This window comes from Paenibacillus koleovorans NBRC 103111 (genome assembly GCF_004000845.1).
In the GTDB taxonomy this organism is placed as follows: Bacteria; Bacillota; Bacilli; order Paenibacillales; family NBRC-103111; genus Paenibacillus_AA; species Paenibacillus_AA koleovorans.
In genome coordinates, this window is the sequence record NZ_BIMA01000160.1 from 1 (window position 1) to 12,000 (window position 12,000).

The following is a 12,000-nucleotide window of genomic DNA, read 5'->3' on the forward strand; positions in this document are numbered from 1 at the left end:
GCGGCGCTCGACGTCATCGGCGGCGCCGCCAGCGCTTTGCTCGTGCGCCCGACCGTCCTCGCGCCGGGCGGCTGGATCGATTGGCAGGCGAAGCCGCGCCAGCTGTACAGCCTGGACAAGGCGCCGGAAGCCGCAGGCGCCTACAAGCTGCAAGCCTACGACAAAGACACATGCGTCTGCGAGCCCGGCGATCCGACAGCAGCAGCCGCCCAATACAGCGGCTGGCAAGCAGCCGCCGAGCAGAAGCTCGTGGCCCAATCGGCCATCCAAGGGTACACGACCCGCAACGGGCAGCCGCCGGCGACGCCCGAAGCGATTACGGCGAGCTACCCGAACAACAGCCTGCCCGGTCTAACCCCGGGTCTCAAGGAACTCATTGCTTCGATGCTGGCGAATCCATCTCCGCCGCCCGGCGCACCTCCGCAAGCAGGCGCACCTGCAAACGGTCAACTGCCGAACCCCGGCAACCAGCCGCAGCAAGCCGGCCCGCCGCTCTCGCAGGCGATCGCGCTAGATGACACGCTGCGCATCGTCATCGACAAGACGGCGCATCGGCTCGCGCTCGTCAGCGGCAGCGTCTTGCTGCGCTCGTACCCGGTCGGGCTTGGCGGCAACCGGACGCCGGAAGGCGAGTTCACGATCAGCGAGAAGGTGCGCAACCCGAACGGCCGGGACAACGGCGATTTCGGCAGCCGGGGCATGACGCTGTCGGATACGCTGTACGCGATCCATGGGACGAATCAGCCGACAAGCATCGGTGCGGACCGCTCGCTCGGCTGTATCCGAATGCTGAAGGGCGACGTGGAGGAGCTGTTCGATATGGTGCCGCTCGGCACGAAGGTGACGATCGGGAAGGGATTGCTGCCTGCCGACATCCGCCGAGCCGAGGTGCCGTTCCGGCTCCCGGTGCAAGCACAGGAGACGAATCCCGGCAAAGTGTACAAATGGTTGAACTGATAAGATGGGAAAAAGCTCGAACGGAAACCGTTAGGCCAGCAGCGAGTTAGTGCAAAAATGGACTAAGTTCATCCGTCCCTGCCATCAAAAAAAGGCGTGCAGCCCGATCACTCGGGTTGCACGCCTTCTTAACGTATGTTCTAAGGATTCCAGATCAGCAAAACCGTCATCAGCACGATAATGGCGCCGATAATCGATCCCACCCAGATCAAAGCTTTTTTGTTCACTTCTTCTTTTTGCCTGCGCTGCAAGTAGTTTGGTTTACGCTTGCTCGTGCTCATGGCAATCAACCTCGCTCCGGATGGTTTGGAAGAGCTCTACCTACTTCCATTATACTTGTCCGCGTCCAAAATGAAAAGGTTTACATACTCGCGATGAGATCGGAGCACCCTAAAGCCCAGAATTGCTCTTTCTTTTTGGCGGGAGAACGGCTAAACTGTTCGATAGAGTATATCAGCAGAACGGAGTGTACATAGACATGCTTTACCGGAACATAGCCAAACCGTTTCTATTCCGCATGGACGCGGAGAAAGCCCATCACCTCACGGTAGACAGCCTGGGCAAGCTGTCGGCCGTGCCGGGGGCGCTTCAGCTGCTCAAGAGCATGTACGGCGTCCCGCATCACCCGGAGCTGGCCGTCACGATCGAGAGCCTGACGTTCCCGAACCCGATCGGTCTGGCGGCCGGTCTCGACAAAAACGCCGTCGCCGTTCAAGGCTTCTCGGCGCTCGGATTCGGCTTCATGGAAGCCGGCACCGTGACCCCGCGGCCGCAGGTAGGCAACGACAAGCCGCGGCTGTTCCGTCTTCCCTCCGACGATGCGCTCGTCAACCGGATGGGCTTCAACAATGTCGGCGCCGAGCAGATGGCGGTCAATCTCTTCAAAGCCGGACGTCCTCCCATTCCCATCGCCGTCAACATAGGCAAGAACAAGGACACGCCCAATGAAGAGGCGGAGCTGGACTACCGCAAATGCGTGCAGACGCTGTATCCGTTCGGCGACTTCTTCGTTGTGAACATCAGCTCGCCGAACACGCCGGGGTTGCGCAACCTGCAGCACGGAGCGGACCTGCAGCGTCTGATCGAGGCGGTCAAGGAAGAGATGAACATCCAGCATGCAAAAAAGGGCGGGCCGGCGAAGCCCATTTTCGTCAAAATCGCCCCGGACGTGACCGGAATTGAGCTAGAATATATGGTGGAGACGATCGCGCAAGGAGAAGTGAGCGGCATCATCGCGACGAATACGACAATTTCGCGGGACGGCCTTACGCACCAGAACGCGCGGGAGACGGGCGGGCTCAGCGGCAAGCCGTTAACGCGGCGGGCAACGGACGTCGTCCGAGAAGTTTACAAGCATACGCAGGGCAAGCTGCCCATTATCGGCTGTGGCGGTATTTTTACCCCGCAGGACGCATATGACAAAATACGGGCGGGAGCCTCGATGGTCGAAGTGTACACGGCATTGATCTACCAAGGACCCGGTTTGATCCGCGAACTGGGCGAAGGGCTGCTCGCCCTGTTGAAGCGGGACGGATACTCGCATATCTCGCAAGCGGTTGGAGCCGACCATCGTTCATGAATACGGAGGTTGCAGCAATATGGACACCAGAGACTGGGGGAGATTCCTGCTCCCTTATGAACAAGCCGTCGAAGAGCTCAAGGTCAAGTTCAAAACATTGCGCACGGAATTCAAGAGCCGCGAGGAATATACGCCGATCGAGTTCGTAACCGGACGGATCAAGCGCATCTCGAGCATCCTGGAGAAGGCCAAGCGGCTGAACGTGCCGATGGACCAGCTGGAGACGGGAATCGAGGATATCGCCGGCATTCGTATCATGTGCCAGTTCGTGCAGGATATCGAGCGGCTGTCGGAGCTGATTCGGACTCGCAAAGACATGAGAGTCGTCAACGAGAAGGATTACATTACGAACAATAAGGCGAGCGGCTACCGAAGCTACCACATCATCGTGGAGTATCCGGTTCAGACGTCGCTGGGACTAAAGCCGGTGTTGGCGGAAATCCAGATGCGGACGCTGGCCATGAACTTCTGGGCGACGATCGAGCATTCGCTCAGCTACAAGTTCAAGGAGCATCTGCCGACCGACATCAAGGCAAGGCTGCAAAAAGCGGCGGAAGCCGCCTACCAGCTCGATCAGGAGATGTCCAGCATCCGCAACGAAATCATCGCCGCACAGAAGCATTTCGAAGACACGTCGAATCTAGTCTCGCGCGTTCTGAACGGCATTCAGGATCTGTATTACTATCATCGCATTCGGGAAGCGGCGCAATTCCAGCTGAAGTTCAACGAGCTGTGGGAGAGCGAGGACGTCTGGAGCTTGAAGGAGCTGCTGGTCGAAATCCAGGAGGCTTTGCTGCGAGCGAAACGGCCGATTATCCCCTAAAAAGCTCAGTCTGAAAGTAGAAGGGAGTCCGAAGTCGCGTATGGTCGCCTACGATCTGTTGTACGTCGAATTTCTATACCATTTCAACACGACGCGGGATTACTTCGAGTGCCATGAGGTGATGGAGGAGCTGTGGATGGAGGAGGGGCGCAATCCGCTCCACCAAGGTCTGCTGCAAGTGGCCGTGGGGCTGTACCACCATCGCAACGGCAATATCGGAGGCGCGCGGAAGCTGATGGATCAGGCGATCGAGAAGCTGGAGTATTACCCGAGGGACAGCATGGGAATCAACTTGGGGAAGCTCGTTCAAGATGCCCGTCTGTATTTGGAGAAGCTTGAGCGTTACGAGGAGGAGCCGTTCGAATTCTATGACTTGAACATCGACATCGTCCATTCGGACCTGGTCGGGATGGTGGAAGAGATGAAGCAGTTTCCGCCGCTCAAGCACGAGCGCGAGGATGAGGGGTAGCTTGCCGGAACAACCAGCTTGCTGCTCATGAACGAAGGGGACCCTTTACCGGAGTCCCCTTCGCGTTTCCTATGACTTTTTCTTGTTATCGGTGAAAAATTTCTTGAAGTTGTCCGGCGACAGCCCTTGCTGTCCGTCATGCGACACTCCGCCTTGCAGCCGCGTCACTTCCTTGCCGTCCCGGAAGACGACGAGCGTAGGCGTAGCTTCGATCTTGTAGTTCGCCCATTCGGCTTCGTACTCCCACAGATTCAGCTGCTTCAGATCAACGCCCGCTTCCTTCGCGATCGGATTCAACACCGGAGTAGTCGCTATGCAATGGATGCATGTGGTGGAGAAGAAGTAGACGAACGTTTCTTCCTTGCTCTCAATCTTCTTCTTCAGGTCGGCCGGTTTAATGATGTTTTGGTAATTCTCGTCGTTTAGCTGTTTAATCGTCTCGGGCTTCAGCTTGGAAGCTTCGACCCCATAGAGCTGCTCGGCCTTCGCCTTCGTAGCCGCATCCAGGTTCCCGACGCGGGCTTCTTGCTTGGACTTTTCAGACTGTTGGTTTACAATGAACAGTAGGACGAACAGTCCGACGATGATGCCTAGGTAGAGCAGCAATTTCTTCATCTTACACCCCTATGAAATTGAGAATTGTTTGCGCATACCTATCAATTCTACCTGACGCGCTTTTTATCCTGCTCCGGTGCAGCGCAAAATATGAGGATTTCTTGAACACTCATTAGAAAGTGCGGTCAAGCCATGACGACGACGTTTACCGAGAAATTGCCTTCCTCCTTTATAGATAAAATGAAACAGCTGCTGCAAGACGAATATCCCGATTTCCTGGCCTCCTATGCAGAAGAACGGGCCGTCGGGCTGCGCAGAAACCCTTTGAAGCTGTCCGAATCGGCATTCGAAGAACGGATCCCGTTCGCTTTGAAATCCGTTCCATGGGCCGGAGAAGGCTATTATTTGCAAGAGCCCGATCGGCCGGGCAAACACCCGTATTACCACGCGGGGCTGTACTACATCCAAGAGCCGAGCGCGATGTCGCCGGTCGAGCTGCTCGATGTGCGTCCGGGGGAGCGGGTGTTGGACCTGTGCGGGGCTCCCGGGGGCAAGTCGACGCAGATTGCAGGTAAGCTGCAAGGTCAAGGCTATGTGGTGGCGAACGACAATCATCCGGATCGGGTCAAGGCAATGGTCAAAAATTTGGAGCTGTTCGGTGTCACGAATGCCGTTGTGCTGAACGAGCTGCCGGAGCGGCTGGCGGATCGTTTCGGGGACCATTTCGATAAAATATTGGTGGATGCGCCTTGCTCCGGGGAGGGCATGTTCCGCAAGGAGCCGGAGATGGCGAAGGATTGGTCGCCGGATACGGTGTTGAAGTACGCGGGGATGCAGAGAGAGATTATAGCTAGCGCGGCGAAAATGCTTCGACCGGGCGGCAGGCTGGTTTATTCGACCTGCACGTTCTCCCCGGAGGAAAATGAGGGGACGATCGCCCATTTTCTGGCCGGGCATCCGGATTTCCGAGTCGTTCCGATGGAGACGCGGGATGGCTTCGCGCCGGGGAAGCCGGAGTGGCTGCACGCTGATGGCGAGTGGGAATCGCTCCGCGGTACGGTGCGGCTGTGGCCGCATCGTTTGCGAGGCGAGGGGCATTATGTGGCGGTGCTCGAGCGGGTGGATGATGGTGAGAGCGAAAGCCATACCGGTATAAGTGTGATGCCTTCAGCGGTGTTGAGCGATGAGCGTCGGTCGGCCAAACCGGATCGGCTGCGCAAACACGACAAGCCGGACAAAGGCGGAAAACCCGGCAAAACCGGCAAACCGGGCAAACCGGGCAAAGCAGGCCATGCTTCGCAGCCTGCAGGCGGATCGTTTTCGTCTGGATCGGCCGTTGGTCTGACAAGCGGCGTGGATGCTTTTTGGCATGAGCAAATGGCTGAGACACCTTTGTCGGTGTGGGGCGGAACGCTGAAAGCCAAAGGCGAATATGTGTATTTCGTTCCCTTCGGACTCCCTGCACTGGATGGGTTGCGAGTAGTTAGGGGAGGCTGGTTCGTTGGCTCTATGCGCAATGGGCGGTTCGAGCCCTCTCAAGCGTTAGCGATGGGACTCAAGGCTCACCAATCGGTGCGCGCCGTACGCCTGAGCAGCCAAGCCGAGGTGCAGGAGGACGCCATTCGTTATTTGAAGGGTGAGACGCTCCATTTGCCGGAAGCTGCTTTGTGGCGTGCTACACCGGATACACCGGCGAGAGGATATACGCTCGTTTGCCTGGACGATTTTCCCCTCGGTTGGGGCAAGTGGCAGGACGGCATGCTGAAGAACGAATACCCGCCAGGGTGGAGGTGGACGTAGGATGAAGACGACGCAGCGATTGGACAAAATTTTGGCGCATATGGGGTACGGCTCTCGTAGCGAGATCAAACGTCTCGTGAAAATGAAGGCGGTCGTGGTGAATGGAAAACCGGTTTCGGACAGCGGCTTGCAAGTGAATCCCTACGAGGATCGGATAGAAGTGGACGGGGAAACGGTCGTCTACAAGGAATTTATTTATTTGATGATGAATAAGCCGGACGGCGTGATATCTGCAACCGAGGACAATCGCGACCGGACTGTGATCGATTTGCTTGAAGAGAAATTCCGGCATTTTGACCCATTCCCGGTTGGTCGGCTCGATAAAGATACGGAGGGGCTGCTGCTGCTCACCAACGACGGCAAGCTGTCGCATAATTTGCTGTCGCCGCGCAAGCATGTGCCCAAGATGTATTTTGCCGAAGTGCAAGGCCTGGTGAATGAGCGGGATCGGGCTGTATTCGAGGCGGGTGTGACGCTGGATGATGGATACGTGACGATGCCGGCCAAGCTGAGCATTCTGAGCTTGGACGAGCGAGAAGCAGGCGGGTTGTCCCGGATCGAGCTGACGATTATGGAGGGCAAGTTTCACCAAGTGAAGCGGATGTTCGAGGCGGTAGGCAAAAAAGTGCTCTATTTGAAGCGGATGTCGATGGGGGCACTGCTGTTGGACGAGCATCTGGAGCCCGGACAATACCGTGAGCTGACGGAGGATGAACGGCAGTCGCTGCAAGCCGAACCGAGCTAGACAACAAGAGAAGCAGCGAATGGGATGGAGGATCACGAAGAAATGAATCGATATCAATTGATCGCGTTGGACGTGGACGGCACGCTGCTGACCGACGACCATGAGCTTACCGAGGCGACCCGGTCGGCCGTCAGACAAGCGCATGAAGCCGGAGCGACGATCGTCTTATGCACCGGCAGAGGGCCGGGCAATGCAATTCCCGTCCTGGAGGAGCTCGGGCTGGAGGGGACGGTCATCACACATAACGGGTCGGCTACGGTACGAAGCTCGGACCGTGCCGTCGTGCACAGCTTTCCGTTCGATCCGCAGGACTTGGACTATTTTATCCGTTATTGCAATGAGCATCGGCTTCATTATGACGTTTCGACTCCTCGCGACTTGCACATCTTTTATGATTTGCCGGAGGAAGGGTATGCACTGTATGAGAAGTTTCTCATTACGCCGATTCGGCTCGAGCATGTAGGCGCGCTTGCGGAGCAGCCCGTGAAGTTTACCGTCTTCTCGGAGGACCCTGCCGAGCTGGATCGGGTGGAGGCGGCATGGAGAGAGGTCGATTCTCCCCTGCTCGTTCTTCGAAGCGGCGAGCAATTCATTGACGTGATGCATCCCGAGGCCTCTAAGGGCAACGCGCTGCGCGTACTGGCCGACTCGCTCGGCATCGACCGGACGCAAGTGCTCGCCATGGGCAATTATTTCAACGACCTCGACATGCTCCGCTTCGCCGGTTTCGGGATTGCCATGGACAACTCGCCGGAGGAAGTCAAACGCGCTGCGGATGAAGTGACGCTGTCGAACAATGAAGACGGCGTGGCCGCCGCATTGCGACGCCATTGCCAATAATGGCTATAGAACAAAGGAAGGATTGGCGCGCCGTGCGCCAATCCTTCCTTTGTATGTCTTACCGGTTGCCGCGCGTACGAATTAAATCACGAACGGACGGGTTACAATCACCAGCAGGATGAAAAGCACGAGAACTACAGCAGTCGAAGTAAAACCTACGCCACCGGACATTCGAATTCCTCCCTGTTGTTTTATAGCTCCGAAGGCAAGCAAGCTGGGGGCGACTGAACGACTAAGTCGTTTTGCTTGGGGGCGAATCGGCAAGATGCGGTGGGTTTGTCTTGCATTCGGCATACTCCATTGTATTGCGTCATGGTCTTATGCGATTGGACAGATGACCACTTTGCATACTTTTTGGGCGAATTATGAATAATGTTAACAGGCAAGTCGACTGGAGGGGATTGGAAAATGGCCCATGTTACGCTAAGACCGGACTTGAAAACATCCGGCGGGGAAGTGTGCGATATTTTGTTGAAAGGCCGGTATGCCGGTACGATGGCGCTGGTCATCCGCGAGGGACATCGCGTGGCGGGATCAGTGCAGCTGGAGGAGGAAGCGTTCTCGGCCGCCGAGCTGGAGGAAGCGAACCGCTTCATTCGAACCTACATTGACCAGACGGCCGCTGCCGTCGGCGCCGATCGCTGCGAGGTGATCGTTACATGCAGCTCCATCCTCCACATCTTGAGCTCGTCGAACGAGGCGGAGACCATGGAGGAATTCGCCGGGTATGAGGATGAAGAGGAGCTGCTCGGGCTGGACGACGAGGAGCTTGGCTATGCGGAGGATGCGGCGGAGCTGCTGCCGACTCGCTCTGCGTCGGGCCGCTCGGTTGGGCCCGTTGAGCGGGGCGGCGGTTTGCGGCTGCGCGACCCGCGCTTCTATGAGCTGGTCATCGTCGGCGAGAGCCGCAACCGCGTAGAGTATCACATCTACGACCAGGACGAGGAATGGATCGCCGAGGTACTGCTGCACATTCGGGGCAATGACCTGACCGGCGAGATCCATTGGCTCTTCGAGCCGCTGGAGGACGAGATCGAGCAAGTGCTGGAGCTCATTCTGAGCGACTTCGACGAGAACGAGATCGATACGATCAGCATCGATATGCTGCATGAGGGCGAGCTGTTCGAGACGTTCGATTTGACTCATGAGGATTTGATTAGCGAGTGGGACCAGATGGTTGTCGAGGAAGCGGACGAGATGGTTGCGGAGGGCTCTACGGACTTCGTCCAAGCGGATGAAGCAGATGGTATGGATGAAGGGGACGGAACAGGTGAAGCGGACGATGAGACGTTGCTCGCCGCAGCGGATGCCGAGCTCGACGCGCTGCAGCGGGAGGCGGCCGAGGAGGAAGATAGCGGCTGGAGTGGCGGCGCCGGCAGGTATGTTGGCAGGGATGACGTCTGGAGAAGCGGCTCGTCCGGGAGCCGATCCGTCTACTCGATTTTGCTCGCCCGGGACGATGTAGACGCGTTGACCTACGAAATCTACGAAGACCGCAACGGGGGCATCCCCGTCGGCTCCGCGACCGTAGACATCAGCCAGCGCGAGCTGACCGGCTTCATCGAGTTCAAGGACCGCTCCAGCCTGGACGACCGCGAAGAGATCGGCGTCCTGCTCATGCAGGAGCTCGACAAGGAGCGGGACTACGACTCGGTCCATTTCACGATGCTGCTGAACAACCGGCCGGTCGACGAAATCATGTTCGAGACGGAGCAGTATCATTGAGGAGAGAGGGAAGGACTGCCGGGCTGGTGCCTGGTAGTCCTTTTTCTTCAAGCCAACTAATGTTTATGAGAAGGAGCACCAGGTTGTTCAATATTTGATTCTCGGTTTGGATCAACCACACTGAGTAGTAAAAGTTTTCATAACGCTATTGCTCTTCGATCTCTAGGCCTGCTTCTGTGCGACTGTTAGCCAGCCATTTTTTCAAAATTTCGTCCAGGTAGAGGAATACAAGAGCGCCGACCACACCGTAATAAAAGAGAGACGAGGTATGGCTAAGATCCTGGAACAAGGTGCCTTTGGACAAAATCAATAAGAAGATGGTGTTGACAGCCAATCCTCCAAAGACATAAAGAGCGGTTAGCACTATCAATTGATTGAAATAAGTTATGAAATGAATTTTCAGTTTACTTAGGAGCTGATCGACCAAAAAGGAGAACAAGATTCCGCCGATCACAAAAACAAGCATAGAGTATAGATAAACCATAATGAGGAATATCCAGAAGGAATCCAAGAGATTCCCGTTACTTGGGAAGGACGCAAAACTGATCAACCAAAGGACCAAGCCCAAAAACAAAGGGGACAACAGCGCCACAGTAACTTTTCTAACCCAGTAATGGATACTCGCTCACCTCGCCAGGAAAAATCCGCCCATCGCGCGCATACGGCCGCCGTCCAGCATGTAGCGCTTGATCGTCTGCTGGATGGAGCTCGTCGCAGGGATCGCATGCGGTTCGCAAGGGTCGCACATGAACACGAAGTAGAAGAAGCTGTCGTCGCCGCCCCCGATCGGGAATAGCGAATAGCTTAGCTGGAACTTCACAATGTTTGAATCTGCCGGAAGCAGCGAACGGAGCTGAGGGTCGAGCAGCCACGAGTAGCAGGTGTACGCTTTGAACGTCAGTTCCGGGTAATACCGGGGGAAAAAATCGAGCGCCAGCCGGTAGGACTCGTCCGCGAGCTCCGGGGTCAGCCGGCCTTGCGCCGGAATGTGGCAATCGAAAACGGTGTCGCCGGGGGACAGCGCTAATTCCCACTCGTCTAGCAGAAGGGTGACTGTCGATTGTGAAGCGTAACCTTCCGTGGAAATCGGGTGTCCGGTCACGGTTGACTCATCAACGGTATACACCGCTACCCAGCCATACTCGGGATCGAACACTTTGTTCGTTCCGTCGATCAACCCGTCCTGCCGATAACGATGCCCCGCCGCGGACAAAGCGATCGTTTCGCCCGTCTCTTTATGACGATAGGCATGCAAGTAATTGCCGATCTTGCGGATGCCGAATTGCAGCCGCCCCAGCTTGTACAGCTCCGCGCGAAAATGGTTCGACAGCCAATGCATCAGCCTCAAGTTGAGCCCAGGCAGGCCGTATCGCTCCTCAATCAAGTGGATGCCATTGTTCACATCCCACAGCGTATCGCGCACGACGGGTTCAGGAATGCCGCGCTCGGCATAAAGCCGCTTCACGTGGTCACAGCCGGACAACAGCACGACCATAGGGAACCAATCGGCGAGCTCTTCACCAAATCCGACCGGAAGCGGCCATGAATGGGTGATATCCCGCCGGATAAACAGCATCGTATGCCACAGGCAGGCGAGTTTGGCGAGCGGGAGGCTGGAGCGGATCAGCGCCGCTGTTTGTTGGATGGGCTCCCAGTACTCCTGAGAAATGGCCGTATACAAGCAAGCTTTCTCCAAGTAAGCGGCTTCCAGGAAAAATGGCGTATGCGAAGGGGAGAATGCTTCTTCGCTGGCGCCGACATTCCGCTTCCAATCATCGGGGATATCGGCCGAATCGATTCCGAGCTCGGTCAACCAACGGACTACTTCGTTTTCGTTTACCATTTTTAGAAAAACTCCTTTTGCAGCTCCGCTATGGGGGTGTCTGTCAACTGACCGATGTAGTAGCCGGGAAAAATGAACTTGATCCTTACACATTCCACATGGAGGGGCGATTCCCTGCCGGCCCGGTAGGGGCAAATGGAAAGGGCTACGTCCAGCGCAGCCCTTTGGGGTAGTGGTTTTTGATTTGGCCGTCGCTTGCTTTGCCCCAGCCCAGCGGGTGGCCGTCTACGGCGACGATGCCCCAGCCTGCCGCGAAGCCGTTCGGCGCGGCCGGCAGCGATTCCCCGCGCAAGTAGGCGAGCACCGCCGCGTCGTCCGCGGCGTAGTTCGCCCGCGCGTGCGCGGGGGTGTGGTGCGGCGCGCAGGCGAGCGCCAGGGCATGGGCCGGTTCGACCCGGCCCTTCTTGATGGCGGCCAGGTGCAGCCCAGGCCGGAGCACGCGCAGTCCTTGGAGCGCGGCGGCGCTCCAAGCAGGGGCTTGTGAGGCGAGCGGCAGCCAGTACAGCTGCTCGCCGAACAGCACGGGCTCGCCGCCGGGCGCGAGCTCGAAGCCCGGCAGCGTCGCGGCGAGGAACGCGCGCGCCTCGCGCAGTGCCGCAGCCGCAGCGGCTGCTTCGCCGCTGCCGGCGCCGCCGGCGCTGCGGCGTCCTAGCGCGCGGGCCTC

Annotated in this window: 14 protein-coding genes; 8 read left to right on the top strand and 6 right to left on the bottom strand. The window is 57.4% G+C overall.

Translation table 11 applies throughout. The features are described 5' to 3' along the window. On the top strand, window positions 1–957 hold a 957-nt coding region (locus PKO02S_RS29680; RefSeq protein ID WP_164821763.1), incomplete at its 5' end, for a L,D-transpeptidase. Between the two features lie 140 nt (window positions 958–1,097). On the opposite strand, the gene PKO02S_RS32640 is transcribed toward PKO02S_RS29680, so the two are convergent. Beyond that, on the bottom strand, window positions 1,098–1,238 hold the full coding sequence (locus PKO02S_RS32640) for a hypothetical protein (RefSeq protein WP_164821764.1): 141 nt from the start codon (window positions 1,236–1,238) through the stop codon (window positions 1,098–1,100). 197 nt (window positions 1,239–1,435) lie between these two features. Between PKO02S_RS32640 and PKO02S_RS29685 the strand changes: the two genes are divergently transcribed. The 3 genes from PKO02S_RS29685 to PKO02S_RS29695 are packed head-to-tail and all read left to right on the top strand — an operon-like array spanning window position 1,436 to window position 3,828. After that, window positions 1,436–2,536 (top strand): quinone-dependent dihydroorotate dehydrogenase, encoded by a 1,101-nt coding sequence (locus PKO02S_RS29685; RefSeq protein ID WP_127588633.1) that lies wholly within the window; start codon window positions 1,436–1,438, stop codon window positions 2,534–2,536. Between the two features lie 19 nt (window positions 2,537–2,555). Then, window positions 2,556–3,359, top strand: a complete 804-nt coding sequence (yjbM, locus tag PKO02S_RS29690; RefSeq protein ID WP_127588634.1) for a GTP diphosphokinase — start codon at window positions 2,556–2,558, stop codon at window positions 3,357–3,359. A 40-nt stretch (window positions 3,360–3,399) separates the two neighbouring features. After that, window positions 3,400–3,828, top strand: coding sequence for a DUF309 domain-containing protein (locus tag PKO02S_RS29695; protein WP_127588635.1), 429 nt, complete (start codon window positions 3,400–3,402; stop codon window positions 3,826–3,828). A gap of 69 nt (window positions 3,829–3,897) precedes the next feature. Here the strand turns inward: PKO02S_RS29695 and PKO02S_RS29700 are convergent, their stop codons facing one another. Beyond that, complete coding sequence (locus tag PKO02S_RS29700; RefSeq protein ID WP_127588636.1) at window positions 3,898–4,443, bottom strand: thioredoxin family protein; 546 nt, start codon at window positions 4,441–4,443, stop codon at window positions 3,898–3,900. A gap of 132 nt (window positions 4,444–4,575) precedes the next feature. Between PKO02S_RS29700 and PKO02S_RS29705 the strand changes: the two genes are divergently transcribed. Genes PKO02S_RS29705 through PKO02S_RS29715 form a run of 3 tightly spaced genes read left to right on the top strand, consistent with a single transcriptional unit; the run spans window position 4,576 to window position 7,768 of the window. Beyond that, window positions 4,576–6,183 carry an RsmB/NOP family class I SAM-dependent RNA methyltransferase gene (locus PKO02S_RS29705; RefSeq protein ID WP_127588637.1) on the top strand — a complete coding sequence of 536 codons (1,608 nt, stop codon included), beginning with the start codon at window positions 4,576–4,578 and terminating at the stop codon, window positions 6,181–6,183. A gap of 1 nt (window position 6,184) precedes the next feature. Continuing rightward, window positions 6,185–6,928 (top strand): pseudouridine synthase, encoded by a 744-nt coding sequence (locus PKO02S_RS29710; protein ID WP_127588638.1) that lies wholly within the window; start codon window positions 6,185–6,187, stop codon window positions 6,926–6,928. A gap of 42 nt (window positions 6,929–6,970) precedes the next feature. After that, window positions 6,971–7,768, top strand: coding sequence for a Cof-type HAD-IIB family hydrolase (locus PKO02S_RS29715; RefSeq protein ID WP_127588639.1), 798 nt, complete (start codon window positions 6,971–6,973; stop codon window positions 7,766–7,768). Between the two features lie 81 nt (window positions 7,769–7,849). Here the strand turns inward: PKO02S_RS29715 and PKO02S_RS33510 are convergent, their stop codons facing one another. Further along, on the bottom strand, window positions 7,850–7,939 hold the full coding sequence (locus PKO02S_RS33510; RefSeq protein ID WP_246067629.1) for a YjcZ family sporulation protein: 90 nt from the start codon (window positions 7,937–7,939) through the stop codon (window positions 7,850–7,852). Between the two features lie 237 nt (window positions 7,940–8,176). Between PKO02S_RS33510 and PKO02S_RS29720 the strand changes: the two genes are divergently transcribed. Then, entirely contained in the window at window positions 8,177–9,493 is a 1,317-nt protein-coding gene (locus PKO02S_RS29720; protein WP_127588640.1) for a hypothetical protein, read from the top strand. Window positions 9,494–9,638: 145 nt separating this feature from the next. Here PKO02S_RS29720 and PKO02S_RS29725 read toward each other — a convergent pair whose 3' ends face one another. The 3 genes from PKO02S_RS29725 to PKO02S_RS29735 all read right to left on the bottom strand — a co-directional run. Continuing rightward, entirely contained in the window at window positions 9,639–9,977 is a 339-nt protein-coding gene (locus PKO02S_RS29725) for a hypothetical protein (RefSeq protein ID WP_164821765.1), read from the bottom strand. 141 nt (window positions 9,978–10,118) lie between these two features. Next, on the bottom strand, window positions 10,119–11,336 hold the full coding sequence (locus PKO02S_RS29730; protein ID WP_127588642.1) for an acyltransferase domain-containing protein: 1,218 nt from the start codon (window positions 11,334–11,336) through the stop codon (window positions 10,119–10,121). A 145-nt stretch (window positions 11,337–11,481) separates the two neighbouring features. Then, window positions 11,482–12,000, bottom strand: a 519-nt coding sequence (locus PKO02S_RS29735) for an RsmF rRNA methyltransferase first C-terminal domain-containing protein (protein ID WP_174819975.1), incomplete at its 5' end; no start/stop codon positions are given.

Coding starts and splice junctions, on each gene's coding strand:
- PKO02S_RS32640 (WP_164821764.1), bottom strand. CDS start 1,238: ATGAGCACGAGCAAGCGTAAACCAAACTACTTGCAGCGCAGGCAAAAA.
- PKO02S_RS29685 (WP_127588633.1), top strand. CDS start 1,436: ATGCTTTACCGGAACATAGCCAAACCGTTTCTATTCCGCATGGACGCG.
- yjbM (WP_127588634.1), top strand. CDS start 2,556: ATGGACACCAGAGACTGGGGGAGATTCCTGCTCCCTTATGAACAAGCC.
- PKO02S_RS29695 (WP_127588635.1), top strand. CDS start 3,400: ATGGTCGCCTACGATCTGTTGTACGTCGAATTTCTATACCATTTCAAC.
- PKO02S_RS29700 (WP_127588636.1), bottom strand. CDS start 4,443: ATGAAGAAATTGCTGCTCTACCTAGGCATCATCGTCGGACTGTTCGTC.
- PKO02S_RS29705 (WP_127588637.1), top strand. CDS start 4,576: ATGACGACGACGTTTACCGAGAAATTGCCTTCCTCCTTTATAGATAAA.
- PKO02S_RS29710 (WP_127588638.1), top strand. CDS start 6,185: ATGAAGACGACGCAGCGATTGGACAAAATTTTGGCGCATATGGGGTAC.
- PKO02S_RS29715 (WP_127588639.1), top strand. CDS start 6,971: ATGAATCGATATCAATTGATCGCGTTGGACGTGGACGGCACGCTGCTG.
- PKO02S_RS33510 (WP_246067629.1), bottom strand. CDS start 7,939: ATGTCCGGTGGCGTAGGTTTTACTTCGACTGCTGTAGTTCTCGTGCTT.
- PKO02S_RS29720 (WP_127588640.1), top strand. CDS start 8,177: ATGGCCCATGTTACGCTAAGACCGGACTTGAAAACATCCGGCGGGGAA.
- PKO02S_RS29725 (WP_164821765.1), bottom strand. CDS start 9,977: ATGGTTTATCTATACTCTATGCTTGTTTTTGTGATCGGCGGAATCTTG.
- PKO02S_RS29730 (WP_127588642.1), bottom strand. CDS start 11,336: ATGGTAAACGAAAACGAAGTAGTCCGTTGGTTGACCGAGCTCGGAATC.